Origin of the sequence: Lysinibacillus sp. NPDC097868, from assembly GCF_044761135.1 — a bacterium.
Taxonomy (GTDB): Bacteria; Bacillota; Bacilli; order Bacillales_A; family Planococcaceae; genus Lysinibacillus.
This window is the reverse complement of sequence record NZ_JBIWBS010000001.1, coordinates 1,958,333-1,977,484: the sequence shown is the minus strand read 5'-3', so window position 1 is coordinate 1,977,484 and position 19,152 is coordinate 1,958,333. Positions and strand designations below refer to the sequence as shown.

The following is a 19,152-nucleotide window of genomic DNA, read 5'->3' as shown; positions in this document are numbered from 1 at the left end:
TTTCTCTTAGAACATACATGAATTGATTACAGTTGTCAATTGATTGTCGAAATATTGCGTAACTAACTGTGTTTTCTTTCTCAATAAAGTCTATAATGGAGTTAAATAATATAGAAAGTAGGGTGCCACATGACAACGAAGAATCAACCTTTAACAGATTTAGAAATCGCTAGTCAAGCGGTTATGAAGCCTATTATAGACATTGCAAAAGCGGCAGGTATTCCAGAAGATGCACTAGAACAATATGGCCGCTACAAGGCAAAAATAGATCCTTTAAAAATAACAGCACAGGGCGATGATGCGAAGGTCGTTTTAGTGACAGCGATAAGCCCAACTCCAGCGGGTGAAGGAAAATCAACAGTAACGGTTGGGTTGGCAGATGCACTTCATCAATTAAAGAAAAACGTTGTTGTCGCATTGCGTGAGCCTTCTCTTGGCCCAGTAATGGGTGTAAAAGGAGGCGCGACAGGTGGAGGATACGCTCAAGTTGTACCAATGGAAGATATAAACCTGCATTTCACTGGCGACTTGCATGCCATCACAACGGCCAACAATGCGCTTTCAGCCTTTATAGATAATCATATCCATCAAGGGAATGCATTAAACATTGATCCTCGCCGTATCATTTGGAAACGAGTAATGGACTTAAATGACCGTGCGCTTAGAAAAGTGGTTATCGGTCTTGGTGGTCCGGTGCAAGGAATGCCACGTGAGGATGGCTTTGATATTACAGTTGCCTCGGAAATAATGGCGGTATTCTGTTTAGCTACAAGCATCGATGATTTACGTGAGCGTTTAGCAAGCATCGTCATCGGTTATACGTATAATCGTGAGCCGGTTTTTGTGCGTGATTTACAAGTAGAAGGCGCACTAACACTGCTATTAAAGGATGCCTTTAAACCAAACTTAGTGCAAACATTAGAAGGAACACCTGCTATTATTCATGGCGGCCCATTTGCTAACATTGCACATGGCTGTAACTCGATTATGGCAACACAAACAGCGCGGAAGCTTGCGGATATCGTTGTAACAGAAGCGGGCTTCGGGTCCGATTTAGGCGCTGAAAAGTTCATGAACATAAAAGCACGAAAAGCAGGCTTCAAACCAAGTGCGGTAGTAATTGTAGCTACGATTCGTGCATTGAAAATGCATGGCGGTGTAGCAAAAACTGCACTCGTTGGAGAAAACGTGCCTGCGTTGTTACAAGGCATTGAAAACTTAGCGAAACATGTGGAGACAATTCGCACATTCGGTGTTGAACCAATTATCGCGTTAAACCGTTTTATTACAGATACGGAAGCTGAACTTGAAGCAGTGCTAAACTGGTGTCATGAAAATGATGTTCGCATTGCCCGTACAAATGTCTGGGAAGAGGGCGGCAAAGGCGGATTAGCCCTAGCAGAGCAAGTACTATCTGTCCTTGATGAAGATAATAATTTCTCCCCTTTATACGATGTAGCAGAATCGATTGAAGAAAAAGTTCGTACAATCGTACAAAAGGTCTATGGCGGGAAAGATGTTCATTTTACAGACCAAGCGAAAAAGCAAATCGTGCAAATCGAAAAATTCGGCTGGGACGTTCTGCCAATTTGTATGGCGAAAACGCAATATTCGTTATCTGATCAACCAACTTTACTTGGTCGTCCAGAAGGATTTACCGTAACGATTCGTGAAGTCATTCCAAAGCTTGGTGCAGGCTTCTTAGTTTGTCTGACAGGTGATATTATGACAATGCCAGGTTTACCAAAGCAGCCAGCTGCTTTACGTATGGATGTCGATAGTGAAGGACATGCGGTAGGATTGTTTTAAATAATTATAAAATATTAAAGGCTGCTCTTTTTTAGTCAGAAAGGGCAGCTTAAATATTTTTAAAAAAGTTAAAGTAGATCGGCACCATATTTACTAAGTAAAAAAACTCCATAAAAATAGGGCTATTCGAAAGAGTGTTTTCATTGTAAATTCAAAGGCAGAAAGCTTTCTTTCTCGCTTTATCTTTCTAGAAGTCTTACGATAAACAGGGAACATAGAAGAAGTATGGCGATAGATAATTCATAAACGTTTTCCAATAAACTTATATTTTCTAAAAGGCTTTTTATTTATAATTATCCTCTCCTATAGAGGATATGATTTTTTTATAATTATGTAGTTTAGGGCTCTGGTGTATAACCAGGGTCTTTTTGTGTTTTTATAACACGAATAAAAGCGAATTTATAAAATGTAATGGTAAGAAAAAGAGGGTTTTTACCATGAATTTAATTGTCAAATGAATTTTTATTTAAAAAATACATTGAATTTTCTTTTTATTTTAAATATAATTTATTTAATTCTTAATTGGAACACTGTTCCGATAATAGGAACACGGAGGGATGAAGTCTTGAAAATCGCAACAGATATCGGCGGTACATTTACTGACCTAGTTTACACAGATGTGAAGGGAAATCTTCATTTTGATAAGGGACATACGACACCAGGTCATTTTGAGGACGGTATTTTAAATGTATTAGGGCGACACGTTACGGAAGATTCATTGATTGAATCATTTATTCATGGTTCAACGGTCATTATTAATACATTAACGGAAAGAAAAGGGGGCGTAGTCGGGCTGATTACAACGAAAGGCTTCCGTGATGTATTAGAGATTGCTCGTGGTAATCGTCCAGACCTTTATAATTTTAAATATAAAAAACCAGAAGCTTTTGTAGAGCGATACTTAAGACAAGAAATTGATGAGCGCATCGATTTTAAAGGAAATATTATGAAAGCGCTTAATACCGATGAAGTTGGAGTAATTGTTAGTAAATTCAAGGAATTAGGTGTAGAGGCTATTGCTATTTCATTGATCCATGGCTATAAAAATCCAATTCATGAATTACAGCTAAAAGAAGAAATTGAAAAGCTATGGCCAGAGGTGTACATCACACTTTCAAGCGAAACGATTAAAGAATATCGAGAATACGAAAGAACAAATACTACTGTTTTAAATTCATATGTAAAACCAATTGCACACGCTTATTTAAAAAACCTAAAAGAAAAATTAAGCTCGATTGGTATAACAGATCATTTGAAAATAATGCAATCAAACGGTGGAACGACAAGCTTTGATAAAGCGATGGAATTGCCAATTAATCTAGTTGAATCTGGTCCTGTAGCGGGTATGTTTGGTGCCGCAAAACTAGGAGAGCTTTTAAATGAAGCGAATATCATTGCATTTGATGTTGGCGGAACGACAGCAAAATGTTCACTCATTACGGAAGGAAAAGTAAATGTTACAACAGATTACTATATTGAAAGAAATGAAAAATTTGCAGGTTATCCGATTAAAACACCTGTTGTAGATATTGTTGAAATCGGTAATGGTGGTGGTTCCATCGCACGCGTTGATCCATTCGGCTCCTTAAAAGTTGGTCCAGATTCTGCTGGAGCAAATCCAGGACCTGTTGCTTATGGTTTAGGCAATACGCAGCCAACAATTACAGATGCAAATGTCTTTTTAGGTAGATTATCATTAGAAAATTTCGATAATCCAGTGTCTATTGACAAAGTGGAGGAAGCACTTACTGAAGCAATTGCAAAACCGTTTAATGTGACAGCAGAAGAAGCAGCGCAAGGAATTTTAGATATTGCCAACTCTAATATGCTAAATGCTCTTAAGCTCATTTCTATTCGTAAAGGCTATGACCCTGAGGATTTTACAATGGTTGCCTTTGGTGGCGGTGGTCCACTACATGCGATTAATTTAGCTGAAGAACTGGGCATGAAGAAAGTTATTATTCCCTATGGCTCATCAGTCTTTTCAGCATTAGGGATGTTGATGACAGAATATCGACAAGATTATATTCAAACCAGCTTAATGAATTTTGATAATCATCATTTAACTGCTATCCAAAAAAATATTGATGAGGCTATTGAAAATGCTTATGCGGATGCACCTTTATCGAAGGAACATTATTATTTCGAGATTAATTATGATTTGCGCTATAAAGGTCAAGAGCATGCAGTTAAATTAAATGCCTCTAATATTTCGCTTCATGAAAAAGAGCTAGCTCAATTAGCAGAAGCTTTCCATATCAAACATAAACAGGAGTTCGCTTTTGACTTACCAGAGACTTCAATAGAGCTAGTAAATTTACATCTGACGATTTATGGAAAAGATGAAGCGGTCCAGTTTAAGGAGTTAGATTTCTCACATATTGATGCTTCGACATGTATAAAAGCAACACGAAAGCTATACGTCAAAGAAACAGGCTGGGTAGAGGTTAACGTATACGATCAACAAAAGTTAGTACCTGACTATGTTATTGCTGGTCCTGCTATTGTGGAAAGTCCTACATCTACAGTTGTGATAAATGAAAAGCAATCTATTGAAATAGATAAATACGGAAATCTAATTGTAGAGATGGAGGGGAAATAACACATGAAAAAAGATGTTTTTGCTATAGAAATTATTCAGGATTCATTGCTGGCCATTGGAGATGAGATGTTTGTTGCATTAGCACGCTCATCGATGAGCCCTGTTATCTATGAGGTTTTAGATTATGCCTGCGGTTTAACTGATGCCAAGGGTAATTTGATTAGCCAAGGTAATGGTGTGACAAGTTTTATTGGGATGTTAAGTCCAATGGTTCAACGTGTCATAGAAAAATATGATAATGGGAGAAAATTAAACGAAGGTGATGTCATCATTATAAATGACCCTTATGTTGGGGGAGGCTCGCATTTATCAGATGTAGGATTAGTTTTACCAATTTTCTACAATGGAGAAATTATTGCTTATTCTGCAAATAAAGCACATTGGACCGAAGTAGGTGGGATGGACCCTGGTTCATTTACAAGTAATTCAAATGAAATCTATCAGGAAGGTCTTCAGCTACCAGGTGTGAAGCTTTATCAAAAGGGGGAGCTTAACGAAGGCATTTATGAAATTATATCTACAAATGTTCGTCTACCAGAGCTATCTATTGGAGATATGTTAGCGCAAGTAGCAGCCTTGAAAACAGGTGAGAAACGGATTTCAGAGCTTTGTCAGAAATTTGGTGCTGAATCGGTGAAGTTGTCCATTCAAAAATTATTGGACAAGGGTGAAAAAATTGTAGAGCTTGAGCTTCAACATCTACCAAAAGGTGAATTTTATGCAGAAGACTTTATTGAGGGCGATCCATTAAAAGGTGGACCTTATCCAATTAAAGTGATAGTAACGATTAGCGATGAAGAATTTATTTGTGACTTTAGAGGCTCACACCCTGCTGTGAATGTGCCAGTAAACTGTTCACAATTTGGTTTAATGGCTAGTGTTCGTGTAATGTTCTTAGCATTACTTGGAGATATTGATGTGATTAACGAAGGTGTCTTTAAACGCTTAACAATCCTTACAGATGAAAATTCAATTGTATCAGCCAAGCGTCCACATCCTGTTTCAATGAACTTTGAAGCACGTATTGGAGCAGCAGACTTAATTTGGAAGGCGCTTGCACCTCATTTACCAGAAAGATTATCAGCAGGCCATTTACAGTCGGTTTGTACATTTATCTTAACAGGCAAAAATCCTGAAAATAATGAATCCTTCCTAATAGTTGAGCCTTCAGTAGGTGGATGGGGAGCGTCAAATGATGACGATGGGCAAAGTGGACAATATTGTATGGGAGATGGAGAAACATATAATCTTCCAGTTGAAATTGCAGAGACAAAATACGGAATTCAGATTGATGAATATAGCTTAAATTGCGATGGTGCTGGTGCAGGGCAATATAGAGGTGGCTTAGGTGTACGCCGAGTTTATACCGTTAATCATGATAGCCAAAAGGTTTCTGTCAACTTAGGTAGACATAAATTTGCACCGTTTGGCTTAAATGATGGTGAGGAAGGCTCGCATAACTATCTGATTATTCATAAAAAAGATGGTACAAAGGTCGGACCAGTAGGAGTGCTCGCCAATTATGAATTACAGAAAGGCGATCGTATTGAACTTGTCACAGCAACAGGGGGAGGCTATGGCAATCCACAAGAGAGAAGTACGAAAGCAATTGAAAAAGATCTATTAAATGGATATATTTCTTTAGAGGTAGCTGAAAAACGTTACGGTTACCAAAACGCATAAAAGGAGAAATATATAAATGACTGTCAAGACATTAAAAAACTCGTTGGATATACTAGAATGCTTTGCAACTACAGAAAGTGCTTTAGGTGTACGTGAAATTGCACGCATGACAAAATTGCATACAAGTGTTGTGCAAAGAACGATCAATACATTTACTGAAGCAGGGTATTTATTACAGGATGAAGCTACAAAAAAATATAAATTAGGTTATAAAATGTTTATATTTCATGACATGCTCTCCCATACAAATGACCCTCACTTTACAATTTATGAATTGATGCAAAGTCTTGCAAGTGAAATCAATGAATCAGTCTTTCTAACTTATATGGATAATGAGTATGGAGTCACAACAAAAATTGCTGAAAGTAGTAAGAATATAAAATATGCGGTGTCTTTAGGTACAAAAACACCGCTTTATATTGGTGCTTCCTGTAAAGTTATGTTTGCCTATTTAGACAAAGAAAGGCAGCTTGAATTGTTAGCCTACTTTCATGAAAAGCAGTCTGAAGAGGAGCATAAAAAGCTACTTGATAATTTACAAGAGGAGTTACAAACCATACGAAAAAATAAGTGGTGTGTTACTGTCGGGGAGTACAATGAACATGCTTTTGGTATAAGTGTACCATTATTCAATCATAAGAAAGAAATCATGGCATCTCTAACGATTTCTGGATTAGTATATGACATTGACGATCAAAGGGAGAAATACATGCTTGAACAGTTAGTGAAAATTGCTCATCAAATTCAATCTCACATATCTAAACTATAACAACAATAGGGGACCTGACATTATGAATAATAAAGTATTACATCCGCGGGCTTTGGAGCCTGTAACTTTGCTAATGATTGTCTTAACATCTGTTGTAGGGGCAATTATTGGGATACAGCTAATTACGACTTTAGGTATTTCTGCTAATACATCCATCATTGGTGCGATATTTGCGATGATTTTAGGAAGAATTCCTATTGGCAAGCTAATTGCATTCAAATCCGTGCATAGACAAAATATTATACAGACAGCAATATCCTCGGCTACGTTTAGTGCAGCGAGTAGTTTAATGTTGCCAATTGGTATTCCGTATGTTTTAGGGTATGAAAATTTAGTTTTACCATTGTTTATTGGTGTTATATTAGCGATGTTTGTGGATGCTTTATTATTATATAAATTTTTTGATACAAAGATTTTCCCAGCAACAGGTACCTGGCCACCAGGGATTGCAACAGCAGAGGCTATTAAAGCTGGCGATAAAGGCGGTAAAAATGCAAAGGTATTAATTGGTGGTGTGTTAATCGGTATTGTGGGGTCTGTTCTTAAAATTCCAATGTCAGCTTTTGGGGTAGCATTTATCGGAAATATTTGGGCGCTTACGATGTTTGGAATTGGTCTTTTACTGAGAGGTTATTCTGTTCCATTATTTAATGTCGATTTGAATGAATATTATATACCACATGGTGTTATGATTGGAGCGGGCATTGTAGCCCTTTTCCAGGTTGCTTTTACTTTGCTAGGTAAAAGAGCAACTAAAGAGTCAGAAGAATTAATCTATTCAAAAGACCAAAAAGAAATTCGACAAGGTTTCGGTGTAGGTTTTATTGCTTATTTAGCGATTGCATTATTAATTGCTTTAATAGGTGGTATGATTTCACATATGTCTTTTGGCATGCTCATCGGCTTTATCATTTTCGCAACAATTGCAGCATTTGTTCACGAACTTATCGTTGGGATTGCTGCAATGCATGCAGGCTGGTTCCCTGCATTTGCAGTAGCGTTTATCACACTAATTGTCGGAATATTAATTGGTTTCCCGGCACCTGCTCTTGCTTTGTTAGCTGGCTTTAGTGCGGCAACAGGGGTAGCATTTGCAGATATGGGTTATGACTTGAAAACAGGTTTTATTTTACGTGGAAATGGCAGTGATCCTGTATTAGAAAAAGAAGGACGTAAACAGCAAATGATTGCTGGTATGCTAGCATTTTCAATAGCTGCTGTTGTAGTTTTACTTTCATATCAATCTTATTTTGAACAGGGTTTAGTAGCACCTGTCAACCATGTATACGCAGCCACTATCCAATCAGGAGTGACTGGTGACGTAGCAAAACAGCTATTGATCTGGGCGATTCCTGGGGCATTGATTCAATTAATTGGCGGTTCAAAGAGACAAATGGGTATTCTGTTTGCGACTGGTTTATTACTAATCAATCCTATAGCTGGTTGGGCAGTATTAGTAGGTATTTTACTTCGTGTTATTTTCACTTATATGACAAAAGGTAAGAGAGAATCTGAAATGACTGTTTTTGCAGCAGGTGTTATTGCTGGAGACGCTTTATATAGCTTCTTTTCTTCCATTCTGAAAATAGGAAAATAGAAAGGGGGAAGTGCAGATGGTAAAGGTGTTAACGTATGAGGATGGTTTAGCTGCTGTTTATGGAGGGGCAATCCTAGGAGGCGGCGGTGGTGGCCTCCTAGGGGAAGGCTTAAAGTTAGTTGAGGAAATTTTCGCTGCTGGAAACCCTCAACTTATCGATCTAACTGCATTAAACCATGAAGATTTAGTAGCCTGCGTAGCGATGGTTGGAGCACCTTCAGCGGAAGAACAATATGTATCCAATGAACAGCTATGCTGGAGCTATCAACATATGAATGCTTATATGGATCATCGATTAAAAGGAATTATTACGAATGAAAATGGTGCTATAACGACAATCAATGGTTGGTTACAATCGGTATTATTGAACGTACCAGTTGTTGATGCCCCTTGTAATGGACGGGCTCACCCGACTGCCATAATGGGTTCCTTAAACCTACATGAGCAACAAGATTATCAATCCGTTCAATTTTATGCAGGTGGAAAAGATGATTACGCTATTCAAGGCTTAGCTGAAGGTAATTTACAAAACACTGCAAAAACAGTTCGTCATGCTTCTATTCTAGCTGGAGGAATGGTAGCGGTGACACGTAATCCAGTAACAATAGGCTATTTGAAGGAACATGGTGCACCAAATGCAATATCTGCCGCTATTGAGCTCGGATATAGCTTCCTATATGGGCGAACAATGGATGAAAAATTAGATAATATTATTCAACTGTTAAATGGCGAACGTATCGTATCTGGAGCAGTAAAGGATTTTTCTTTGATAAAGGAGAACGGCTTTGATGTCGATAGCTTAACTGTTGAGGATGTTGAATTAACTTTCTGGAATGAATATATGACATTATCAAAGGCAGGGACTATTCAATCGAGATTTCCAGATTTAATAATGACATTTGATATTGAAGCGATGGTACCTATACCAAGTGCTAGCATTAAAGAAGGCATGCATATAGCTGTTATTCAAGTTGATCAAAGCCATTTAAATTTAAGCTCAACGATGAAAAATGCCAAGCTATTACAGGAAATTGATACGGTTATTGGTAAGGGTTTGTAAAAAGGAAAAAATAGAATGCTAAAATAGAAAGAAAGCAACCTAATTCATAAAAGCTGCCAACATCTCATCGAGATGGGCAGCTTTTATTGTTCCTTCAGCGGGTGGGTATTACATACGATCAATTTCTTTCCTACTTCCTTCATAACGTATTTCTTACTTATGGCTTAAATGAACTTTCATTGTCTAAATGAATTATCGAATATTGTTAACACGACTCTAATGAAGCGGCTTTTCGCAAAATGATCGCATAGTTGGTTATACATTAATCATTAAAAGTAGAGGTTACGTTCAAACATATTCAGTAAAAGCATGGTAGAAGGTAACATCGTTTAATGATAAATCCATAAAGCCTTGCTACATTTGGTCAAAGCCTTCGCGGACGCGAAAACAAAGCTAACTCGTTGTTCACATTTTTGTATTGTACTTCCACTATGCGGGTCAACAAACTTGAAATTTTAGGGAAAGTGTTCACTTTTATTGAAGATGATCGGTTACACTATACGTATTTCTTTGCAAAACAGTATTCAATTGTATACCCGCTGAAGTTGTTTAAAACTGTAAAAACACATAGCTTTTGTACATTACGCAAATTGTGAGCTTACAGAACAATAAAGTTTGTTCTGTATATTTATCCTACAATATTCTGAATAATTAGTCAATTGATATGTATCTTTTTTTATTTTTCCTATAGAAAAGGCGACATCGTTACCAACTTCCCATAGCAATACAGTATAATAGGCAAAGAGAAAGGACTGATTAATAATATGAATGAGTTAAAGAACAAGGTACGTAGCATATATGAGCAATTTGATGCGAGTCATGACTTTCAACATATTGAGCGCGTTTACCAAAATGCGTTAGCGATTTTACATACAGAGCCTAAAGCAGATGCAGACGTTGTGAAAATGGCGGTGCTTTTGCACGATGTAAGTGATAAAAAGTATACAGATAGTAAAGAGCAAGAAGACAAGTTGATTCATGAATTGAAAATAAGTGAAGCTAAAAAACAACATATTCGTGATTGTATCGCACAAGTGTCATTTAATGGTGGCAATGAGCTAGAGGCAACTTCTATTGAAGCGAAAATTGTACGGGATGCTGATCGTTTAGATGCAATTGGAGCGATTGGAATTGCGCGGACATTTGCTTATGGTGGTGCCAAAGGTCGGAAATTGTATGATGACACAGAGGAAGCAAGAACGACAATGTCTGAGGAAGATTATCGTAGTAAAAATACATCGTCCGTTACTCATTTTTACGAGAAGCTTTTATTATTAAAAGATTTAATGACGACCGATAAAGGCAAGCAAATGGCTAATGAACGCCATCAATTTATGGTATGCTTTTTAGAGCAATTACAAAATGAAAGAGATGGAAAAGCATAATGAGTCATTTAATCGTACAAAATTTAACGAAGACAGTGGGCGATAAAACGCTCTTTCAAAATATTGAATTTACAATATATGAAGGGGAACGTGCGGGTCTAATTGGCATTAACGGAACAGGGAAATCGACATTGTTATCTATTTTAGCCGGTCAAATCGAAGCGGATGCAATAGAGATGGATCGCCCAAATAAATATCGTGTTGCTTATTTACCGCAAGAACCTACATTTAATAGTGGCGAAACAGTACTACAGGCAGTGTTTGCCGGTGATTCTCCCGTTTTACAACTTAACCGTCAATATGAAGAAATTGTTGCAGCCCTCGCGTTAAATCCAACATCAGAAAGCTTACAAAAAACATTGTTTAGCTTACAGCAGCGCATGGACGAGGAGCAAGCTTGGGATGTCAATGCACTTGCTAAAACTGCGCTGACAAAGCTTGGCATTGAAATGTTTGATAAGGAAGTTTTAACGCTGTCAGGTGGTCAACAAAAACGGGTAGCGTTAGCTAAAGTGTTAATTGAACCAGCAGATCTTTATTTATTAGATGAGCCGACCAACCATTTAGATGTTCAGTCAACAGAATGGCTACAGGAAATGGTGTTACGCTTAAAGGGTGCTGTTATTTTCATTACCCATGATCGTTATTTCTTAGATGAATTGTCGACGCATATTTACGAAATAGCAGACCAAACGCTATATCGCCACACAGGGAATTATGGAGACTTTTTAGAAGCACGTGCAATTCGCGAGGAAATGGCTGCTGCTTCAGCCCAAAAAGATCGCAATCGTTATCGTTCAGAGTTAAAATGGATTCGCCGAGGTGCGAAGGCACGCTCAACAAAGCAAAAGGCACGTATTCAGCGCTTCGAACAGCTAGAAGATAACTTAGAGCGCAAGTCAGATGATGTTTCTCTTGAACTGGGCTTAGCAACAACGCGACTTGGACGAAAAGTATTAGAGGCTGAAAATATATCAAAGGCTTTCGGTTCGCAAAAAATAGTAGAGCATTTTACGTTTTTACTGCAACAGGGCGATCGAATCGGTATAATTGGTGCCAATGGCGTTGGAAAGTCAACTTTACTCAACATGCTTGCTGGTGAACTGTCGCCAGACAAAGGAGAAATTCATGTCGGTTCTACTGTAAAACTTGCACATTTTAAACAAACATTACCCAAGATGAATGAAAATGAGCGCATGATTGAATATATTCGTGAAGCGTCAAATGATATTACGGATGCAGAAGGTGTACGCTATTCTGCTGCGCAAATGTTGGAGCGTTTTTTATTTCCACTACATGCACATGGTACGCCGATTGGTAAGTTATCCGGTGGAGAACGCAAGCGTCTGCACTTATTAAGATTATTAATGGAGCAACCGAATGTGCTATTACTGGATGAGCCAACCAATGACTTAGATATTGAAACACTTGGGGTATTAGAGGACTTTATTGAACATTTCCCAGGTGTCGTTATTACTATTTCCCACGATCGCTTCTTCCTCGATCGTATTGCTAAAAAACTATGGGTTTTAGACGGACAAGGACATGTAGATGAGTCACTTGATGTTTATAGTGATTATTTACAGAAGCGGGAGCAGGAAACGTCTGTGAAAGTGGAAGCACCGAAAGCCGACAAGCAAAAGATAGAGAAGCCAAAATCAGATAAGAAAAAACTATCATTTAAAGAACAAAAAGAATGGGAAACCATTGCAGATGATATAGAAAAAACAGAGACGGCAATTATGGAAACAGAAGAAGGTATTGCCAGCGCTGGCGCTGACTTTACTAAATTACAGGAGTTAACGGCTAAACTAGATGAGCTGAATGCAAAATATGAGCATTTAATAGAAAGATGGTCGTACTTAGATGAAATTGTAAACGGATAAGGAGCGTATAACATGAAAATTATTACAATTGAGCCGACACCAAGTCCCAATTCTATGAAGATTATCGTCGATACGGAGTTACCGTTTGGCAAAAGCTTTAACTTTACAAAGGACAATAAAGACGAAGCTACTGGTGAAGCGGCAGCAATTTTAGCCATTGAGGGGGTTAAAGGTGTTTATCATGTAGCAGATTTCTTCGCAGTTGAGCGTAATGCAAAATACGCATGGGAAAGTATTTTATCGAGCATTCGACAAGTATTAGGCGAGGATGTAACGGAAGCTAGTGATATACAAATTGCCAATGAATTTTACGGTGAAGTTTATGTCCATGTACAGTTTTACAAGCAGGTCCCACTGCAAGTAAAGGTATTCGATAATCAACGCGAATACCGTGTAAGCTGTGGTGAACGCTTTGTCGATGCTTTCAATAAAATTATTGAAACAGATGTCGATGAAAACTATATCTTCCAACGTAAATGGATTGACTACGGTGTTCGTTATGGCGAGCTTGAGGAAATTGCTGAAGCGGTCAAACAGGAAATTGATGTAACTTATTCTGCACAACGTTTAGCTGACATTGTGGCAACGATTAATGATACAGAAAAGGTTTACCAAAAGCCTGCTAAACTAAAAATAACGGTGGAGCAGTTCCAACAGCCAGAATGGGAAAAACGTTTCCAATTACTTGACCAAATGGCGGATCCAGAGCTAGATGACTTGCCACTTTTAGATTTAGCGCTGCAAGATGAACAAATGTCTATTCGCCGTCTTGCAACAGTCTACTTGGGCATGATTGAGGATGTGGCGGTTGTACCATATTTAGAAAAAGCATTGCACGATAAAAGTGCTGCGGTGCGTCGTACGGCGGGAGATTGTATGAGTGACCTTGGTTTTGTGGAGTTTGAAGAGGCAATGCAACAAGCACTACAAGATAAAAATAAACTTGTTCGTTGGCGCGCAGCGATGTATTTATATGAAGTAGGAACAGAGCAATCATTACAAGCGTTAAAGGCAGCTGAAGATGATAAAGAGTTTGAAGTGAAGCTTCAAGTAAAAATGGCCATCGCCCGTATCGAACAAGGCGAGGAAGCAAAAGGCTCGGTATGGAAACAAATGACGGAATCACGTCAGCAATAGAAGCAAACAACGCAAGAGCATCTAAACGTAGATGCTCTTGTTGTATTTTTCGCTGCTAGAACCGTGAGAATCGCCATTAAAACCAATAGAATCGCCACTAAGACATCGGAAATCGCCATTAAAACTATAGAAATCGCCATTAAAACTATAGAAATCGCCGATAAATTATCAAGACAGGGCTTGGGAAATGGTTTTCTCGTAGGTTCTAGTTGCTCTTTTTAAGTAGTAGGTGAAGCCGCTTTTTCAAAAGCTTTTTTAAAGGCATGCATATAATTTTCAATTGCTCGTTGACTGATTTCTGCTTGAGGGACCATGTGTTCAAAGCCATGGAAGCAACCTGGATATAGATGGAATTCGGTCGGTACACCCGCCTTTGTCAGTCTCGCAATATAATCTATTGTTTCATCACGGAATGGATCTAAATCTCCTATAAATGTATATGTAGGAGGTAGATCGCTATAATCCTCTGCATGCAAAGGAGCCGCATAAATAGGCGCATCATCAGCATATTGAGCCCCTAAATACATTTCCCATGCTAGGTGATTTTGTGGACCATTCCATACTCGAGCATCTGTAATTTCATCATTTGAAGGTAAAATACAACGATTATCAATCATTGGATACAGTGGCATTTGGAAAGCGATTTTAGGTCCTTTTCGATCCCGAGCTAAGAGGGAAACCGCGGCCGTTAATCCGCCTCCAGCACTTGCACCATGGACAGCAAGTCGTGTTAAATCAATGCCTAATTCATCAGCATTTGCCGCTACCCATTCAAGTGCAGTATAGCAATCTTCTACACCAGCAGGGTAAGGATGCTCGGGTGCTAAGCGATAGCCAACAGAAACGACCATACAATCTAATTGTGAAACAAGCATCTGACAACTTGCATCAAACATTTCGATAGACCCAATGATAAAACCGCCGCCATGGATATACAGAATAGCAGGCAACGTGCCATATTTTTCAGTTGGTTCATAAATTCGAATACGTACATCTGGTGCTCCGTTAGGACTAGTAATAAAGCGTTCTGTCGTTGTAACGTTTTCCATTTTCACTTCTTCGCTGCCAAGCGCTTCATTCATGACATTACGTGATTCAGCAATATTCTCTCTTGTTAAATTTAATCCCTGCATAGCTGATAAGAACGTTGTTAACTCAGGATGTACTCGTTTTTCCAATTGCATGCCCTCCTTATTTTGAAAACGCTATCATTTTAATTGTGATTAAAATATCACAATTAAAATATAGTACAATGAATAAGAGAAGTCAAATTAAAAATAGAGTATTTTGAAAATTGGGGGAATGACAATGCAGCTACTTATCCAATCGGGTGATCTGGGGCCAAAATGGTTCCATGTAGCATTGCGAGCAATCGTCCTAATGGCGGAATCGAATGAACTACAAAAAAGTAATGTTATTGCGGAGAAGCTAGGGGAGGATGCTACCTTCGTTAGGAAAATGCTTGCGAAGCTTGCAGAACATGACTATGTACAGGCGCATAGTGGCCGTTACGGTGGCTATTGTCTCAATAAAGCACCAGCGCAAATTACGATGCAAGATATTTATATCGTGTTAGGAAATGATAGTGAAACACCTTATTGGTCAGTACCATCTACCGGTTCAGAACGTTTTATTTCAATGATTATTGCGAAAGCGGAAAAAACGTTTCAATCTGTGCTAGCAGATTATACGGTTCAGGATATTTTGGATAACAGAAGTAAATAGGGTGTAGGCGAGCAGGGACCGACAAGGTAGAATATTTTAAAAATAACACTATTAAATTAGGTACTTATGATGCTGTTTTTAAAAGAATTGGTGATTAGTTTTTGATAAAATCTAATTAATATTTTAAAAATGGAGGTGCATCTATCTGTGCATAGAGAAATCGGCTTTCAATGGCGTATTACTAAATATAATCCTGCTTATCGAAATGCAGAAGGACATTATTTGAGGGATGAGTGGACAAGTGCTTCAGAAATTGGAAAATCTTTTCTTGGAGAAATATTAACGTTAGACGACTATTTACAGGTCGAGAAAGCATATGTCGATACGGTGATGAAATTTCTTGAGGTTTATCAAATTGAGAACGTACGACTGATTCATCTTGAGACGTATGGTTTGAGTAACGTGGATAAAACTTCGCCTTTATATGACCCATCGTTTGATACAATTCCATTGGCAGAAGATATGCTAGTAACGATTGATGAAATTCCGATTGTCTGTAAAATGGCGCTGAGAGATTATATTTATTTTCAACTGATTACCGAGGATTTCTTTGTCCAGTTCGGTGATGACTATTACCTATTTATTGGTGCTAATAGCATACAACAGGAAGCGATACAATTTGCGAGCGAGCAGAGACTTTTTGTAGAACAAATGATATCGCCGTATTATCTTTCTGAAAAAAATGTTATTCGAGAAGTGGCATGGAGCTTTCCTGGAGAAACAATAATAGAAGATAGTGAAATATTGAAAGATATGTCTTTAGAGGAGTTACAAAATATTTTTCAACTCTCTTCAATTCATCCAGTTACAGGTTCATACAAAATTACAGAGGACAATGCGGAGTTTTTCCAAAAGAAAATCAAGCATAAAATGGACTTTACTAAGTATGAGTACTATTTATTAGCTGGGAGTTAAGTAAATAGTAGGTTTTCAAATCCGTAAATTATAAACAAGCAAAACACTCACCCAAAACGTTGAGCTCACAGCGTTTGGGTGAGTGTTTTCTATTTGGGCGACGTCTTTTTTTGTAGATTGCCATCGTTACACCTTATTTTTCCATATGGATAGTAGCAAAAAACTTCATGGGATTCTATGAATGATTATCAATTTAACCAATATATTAGTAAATATACAATATGAAAATATGATTTGTAAATTTTTTACTAATATAAAGGGGGCTTCCTAAATGCTAGAACCAACTATAAAGACAACGGAAACGTATAAACGTGATCGAGAAACGGTCATTGCATTAACACAAAAGCTCGTTCGGATCGAAAGTGTTTATCGCGAACATGATCCTCATGGCAATGAACAGGAAGTAGCCAATTACGTGGCGCAATATTTACGAGCTATCGGTATTGAAACGTTTGTGGAAGAAGTTGTACCTGGAAGACCAAATGTCATTGGCATTATTGATTCGGGGAAGCCAGGGAAAACCCTACTATTTGAAGGACATACAGATGTCGTCACGGAGGGCAATCGTGAGGCATGGACATATGATCCGTTCGGCGCGGAAATTATTGATGGGCGTATGTATGGTCGGGGCACAAATGATACAAAAGGGAATCTCGCATGTATGATTACTGCTTGTCAGTCATTGTTACTAGACGGTGAGGAATTTACAGGCAAAATCATGTTATGCATCCCGTGTGATGAAGAGGGGCTAATGCTTGGCATTAAACATTTTATCCGCAATGGCTGGGCAGATGGCGTAGATGGGGCCATTATTTGTGAGCCGCAAGAAAACAATGTGTGCATTGCACAGCGTGGCGCCATTCGATTACAGGTCGATATTTTCGGCAAAATGGCACATGGCGCGATTTCTTGGAGTGGTATTAATCCGAATTGGCGGATGGCACGTTTGATCGTCGAGCTTGAAAAGTTAGAACAAGAAGAGCAGGCACGATTAGGGAAAGACCCAATGCTCAACTGGCCATCGATTACACCAACGATATTACGTGCTCCTGTGAAAGGGGATGCGCAAATTAATGTCATTCCTGATCATTGTATGACGACACTTGATATTCGCACCGTACCAGCGCAGGATCATGATGAATTACTTGGGAAAATTGATGCCATTATTCAACGACTGCAAGCAGATGATCCAGACTTTAAAGTAGAGCTTACTGTACTTGATAACCGCCCTGCAACAGCTACTGCGAAAGAAGAGCCCGTTGTACAAGCTATTTACGAGGCAGTGGCAGAAGTGACGCAAAAAGAGCCGATTTATAACGGTGTCCCAGGTGCAACAGACGGAACTTTCCTCCATGTGCATGGTGTACCAATTGTAACAGTAGGAGCAGGCGATCGAGAAATACCACATCAAATCGATGAGTATGTTGACATCGAAGAGCTTGCCGAAACTACTGCCATATATCGTTTAGCAGCATTGAAGTTTTTAGCAGGTGAAGTGTAATGGTCAAAATCGCTGTTATTCCTGGAGATGGTATAGGCAAGGAAGTAATGGTGGAAGCGTTAAAAGTGCTTGACCAACTTCAGCAAGATGACCCATCTTTACAAATTGAAACGACCATTTTTCCGTGGAGCTCGGATTATTACGTACAACATGGCACTATGATGCCAAAAGATGCACTTACAATATTAAGGAACTATGATGCAATTTTATTCGGTGCAATCGGTGATGCTCGTGTACCAGATGATGTTACAGTATGGGAATTCATTATGCCCATACGCAAACAATTCCAGCAATATGTAAATTTCAGGCCGGTTAAATCGCTACAAGGTATTGCGTCACCACTCGTAAATGGCAGGGATATAGATATGGTTATTTTTCGTGAAAATACAGAAGGTGAATATTCCAATAGCGGTGGCCATATTTATCATAATCAGCCACAGGAAATGGCTATTCAAAATACGATTATGACACGGCTCGGCGTTGAAAAAATCGTACAAGCAGCCTGTGACTATGCATGTAAATATGGTAAGTCGAAAATTACAAGTGCTACAAAATCAAATGCTATTATTCATTCCATGAAATTTTGGGATGAGCATACGAAACATATTGTGGAAAAAGCCTCGCCAATATTAACGCTAGAATCAATTTATATTGATGCATTAGTCGCTTATTTTGTAGAGCGTCCTCAAGATTTTGAAGTTGTTGTGGCATCCAATTTATTTGGTGATATTTTATCGGATTTAGGGTCAGCGATTGTCGGGGGACTTGGGCTGTCTCCTTCGGCAAATTTAAATCCTGAAAAGGAGTTTCCATCGATGTTCGAACCAGTGCATGGTTCTGCACCCAATATTACAGGGAAAGGGATTGCCAATCCGATTGCACAAATTTGGTCTCTTGGATTATTGCTTGGGCATGTTGGTAGAGCAGACGCAGAAAAACGAGTTGTTTCAGCGATTGAAGCCGTACTAAAAGAAGGTGCTGTAAAAACGGCGGATATTGGGGGACAAGCGACAACCTCACAAATGGGCGATGCCATTTGTCAGGCGCTTGTAAATATAAGACAAACAGCAGGGGGTGTGTAAG

At 38.6% G+C, this 19,152-nt stretch carries 14 protein-coding genes and 1 pseudogene; 13 read left to right on the top strand and 2 right to left on the bottom strand.

What is annotated here, in order from left to right:
* Window positions 1-129 precede the first annotated feature (129 nt).
* Window positions 130-1,809, top strand: coding sequence for a formate--tetrahydrofolate ligase (locus tag ACIQXJ_RS09780; RefSeq protein WP_403052748.1), 1,680 nt, complete (start codon window positions 130-132; stop codon window positions 1,807-1,809).
* Window positions 1,810-1,902: 93 nt separating this feature from the next.
* Here ACIQXJ_RS09780 and ACIQXJ_RS09775 read toward each other — a convergent pair.
* A pseudogene (locus ACIQXJ_RS09775) lies at window positions 1,903-2,096 on the bottom strand (hypothetical protein).
* A 278-nt stretch (window positions 2,097-2,374) separates the two neighbouring features.
* Here ACIQXJ_RS09775 and ACIQXJ_RS09770 point away from each other — a divergent pair.
* The 8 genes from ACIQXJ_RS09770 (at window position 2,375) to ACIQXJ_RS09735 (ending at window position 13,928) form a co-directional block, all read left to right on the top strand.
* A complete protein-coding gene (locus ACIQXJ_RS09770; RefSeq protein WP_403052745.1) occupies window positions 2,375-4,411 on the top strand; it encodes a hydantoinase/oxoprolinase family protein in 2,037 nt (678 codons plus the stop codon).
* Between the two features lie 3 nt (window positions 4,412-4,414).
* A complete protein-coding gene (locus ACIQXJ_RS09765; RefSeq protein WP_403052742.1) occupies window positions 4,415-6,094 on the top strand; it encodes a hydantoinase B/oxoprolinase family protein in 1,680 nt (559 codons plus the stop codon).
* 16 nt (window positions 6,095-6,110) lie between these two features.
* Window positions 6,111-6,863, top strand: coding sequence for an IclR family transcriptional regulator (locus tag ACIQXJ_RS09760; RefSeq protein WP_403052739.1), 753 nt, complete (start codon window positions 6,111-6,113; stop codon window positions 6,861-6,863).
* A gap of 22 nt (window positions 6,864-6,885) precedes the next feature.
* On the top strand, window positions 6,886-8,460 hold the full coding sequence (locus tag ACIQXJ_RS09755; RefSeq protein ID WP_403052736.1) for an OPT/YSL family transporter: 1,575 nt from the start codon (window positions 6,886-6,888) through the stop codon (window positions 8,458-8,460).
* 16 nt (window positions 8,461-8,476) lie between these two features.
* Window positions 8,477-9,520 carry an S-methyl thiohydantoin desulfurase domain-containing protein gene (locus tag ACIQXJ_RS09750; protein ID WP_403052733.1) on the top strand — a complete coding sequence of 348 codons (1,044 nt, stop codon included), beginning with the start codon at window positions 8,477-8,479 and terminating at the stop codon, window positions 9,518-9,520.
* A 764-nt stretch (window positions 9,521-10,284) separates the two neighbouring features.
* A complete protein-coding gene (locus ACIQXJ_RS09745; RefSeq protein ID WP_401007860.1) occupies window positions 10,285-10,905 on the top strand; it encodes an HD domain-containing protein in 621 nt (206 codons plus the stop codon).
* Complete coding sequence (locus ACIQXJ_RS09740; RefSeq protein ID WP_403052730.1) at window positions 10,905-12,791, top strand: ABC-F family ATP-binding cassette domain-containing protein; 1,887 nt, start codon at window positions 10,905-10,907, stop codon at window positions 12,789-12,791. Before ACIQXJ_RS09745 ends, ACIQXJ_RS09740 begins: the two co-directional genes overlap by 1 nt.
* 12 nt (window positions 12,792-12,803) lie before the next feature.
* On the top strand, window positions 12,804-13,928 hold the full coding sequence (locus ACIQXJ_RS09735) for a conserved virulence factor C family protein (RefSeq protein ID WP_403052727.1): 1,125 nt from the start codon (window positions 12,804-12,806) through the stop codon (window positions 13,926-13,928).
* A 218-nt stretch (window positions 13,929-14,146) separates the two neighbouring features.
* Here the strand turns inward: ACIQXJ_RS09735 and ACIQXJ_RS09730 are convergent, their stop codons facing one another.
* Window positions 14,147-15,106 (bottom strand): alpha/beta hydrolase, encoded by a 960-nt coding sequence (locus ACIQXJ_RS09730; RefSeq protein WP_403052724.1) that lies wholly within the window; start codon window positions 15,104-15,106, stop codon window positions 14,147-14,149.
* Window positions 15,107-15,236: 130 nt separating this feature from the next.
* Here ACIQXJ_RS09730 and ACIQXJ_RS09725 point away from each other — a divergent pair, with 130 nt between their 5' ends.
* The 4 genes from ACIQXJ_RS09725 (at window position 15,237) to ACIQXJ_RS09710 (ending at window position 19,151) form a co-directional block, all read left to right on the top strand.
* Window positions 15,237-15,653 (top strand): RrF2 family transcriptional regulator, encoded by a 417-nt coding sequence (locus tag ACIQXJ_RS09725; protein WP_403052721.1) that lies wholly within the window; start codon window positions 15,237-15,239, stop codon window positions 15,651-15,653.
* A 147-nt stretch (window positions 15,654-15,800) separates the two neighbouring features.
* Window positions 15,801-16,568 (top strand): DUF7683 domain-containing protein, encoded by a 768-nt coding sequence (locus tag ACIQXJ_RS09720; protein ID WP_403052718.1) that lies wholly within the window; start codon window positions 15,801-15,803, stop codon window positions 16,566-16,568.
* Between the two features lie 271 nt (window positions 16,569-16,839).
* Entirely contained in the window at window positions 16,840-18,069 is a 1,230-nt protein-coding gene (locus tag ACIQXJ_RS09715) for a M20 family metallopeptidase (RefSeq protein WP_403052715.1), read from the top strand.
* On the top strand, window positions 18,069-19,151 hold the full coding sequence (locus ACIQXJ_RS09710) for an isocitrate/isopropylmalate dehydrogenase family protein (RefSeq protein WP_403052712.1): 1,083 nt from the start codon (window positions 18,069-18,071) through the stop codon (window positions 19,149-19,151). Before ACIQXJ_RS09715 ends, ACIQXJ_RS09710 begins: the two co-directional genes overlap by 1 nt.
* Window position 19,152 lies beyond the last annotated feature (1 nt).

Coding starts and splice junctions, on each gene's coding strand:
- ACIQXJ_RS09780 (WP_403052748.1), top strand. CDS start 130: ATGACAACGAAGAATCAACCTTTAACAGATTTAGAAATCGCTAGTCAA.
- ACIQXJ_RS09765 (WP_403052742.1), top strand. CDS start 4,415: ATGAAAAAAGATGTTTTTGCTATAGAAATTATTCAGGATTCATTGCTG.
- ACIQXJ_RS09760 (WP_403052739.1), top strand. CDS start 6,111: ATGACTGTCAAGACATTAAAAAACTCGTTGGATATACTAGAATGCTTT.
- ACIQXJ_RS09755 (WP_403052736.1), top strand. CDS start 6,886: ATGAATAATAAAGTATTACATCCGCGGGCTTTGGAGCCTGTAACTTTG.
- ACIQXJ_RS09750 (WP_403052733.1), top strand. CDS start 8,477: ATGGTAAAGGTGTTAACGTATGAGGATGGTTTAGCTGCTGTTTATGGA.
- ACIQXJ_RS09745 (WP_401007860.1), top strand. CDS start 10,285: ATGAATGAGTTAAAGAACAAGGTACGTAGCATATATGAGCAATTTGAT.
- ACIQXJ_RS09740 (WP_403052730.1), top strand. CDS start 10,905: ATGAGTCATTTAATCGTACAAAATTTAACGAAGACAGTGGGCGATAAA.
- ACIQXJ_RS09735 (WP_403052727.1), top strand. CDS start 12,804: ATGAAAATTATTACAATTGAGCCGACACCAAGTCCCAATTCTATGAAG.
- ACIQXJ_RS09725 (WP_403052721.1), top strand. CDS start 15,237: ATGCAGCTACTTATCCAATCGGGTGATCTGGGGCCAAAATGGTTCCAT.
- ACIQXJ_RS09715 (WP_403052715.1), top strand. CDS start 16,840: ATGCTAGAACCAACTATAAAGACAACGGAAACGTATAAACGTGATCGA.
- ACIQXJ_RS09710 (WP_403052712.1), top strand. CDS start 18,069: ATGGTCAAAATCGCTGTTATTCCTGGAGATGGTATAGGCAAGGAAGTA.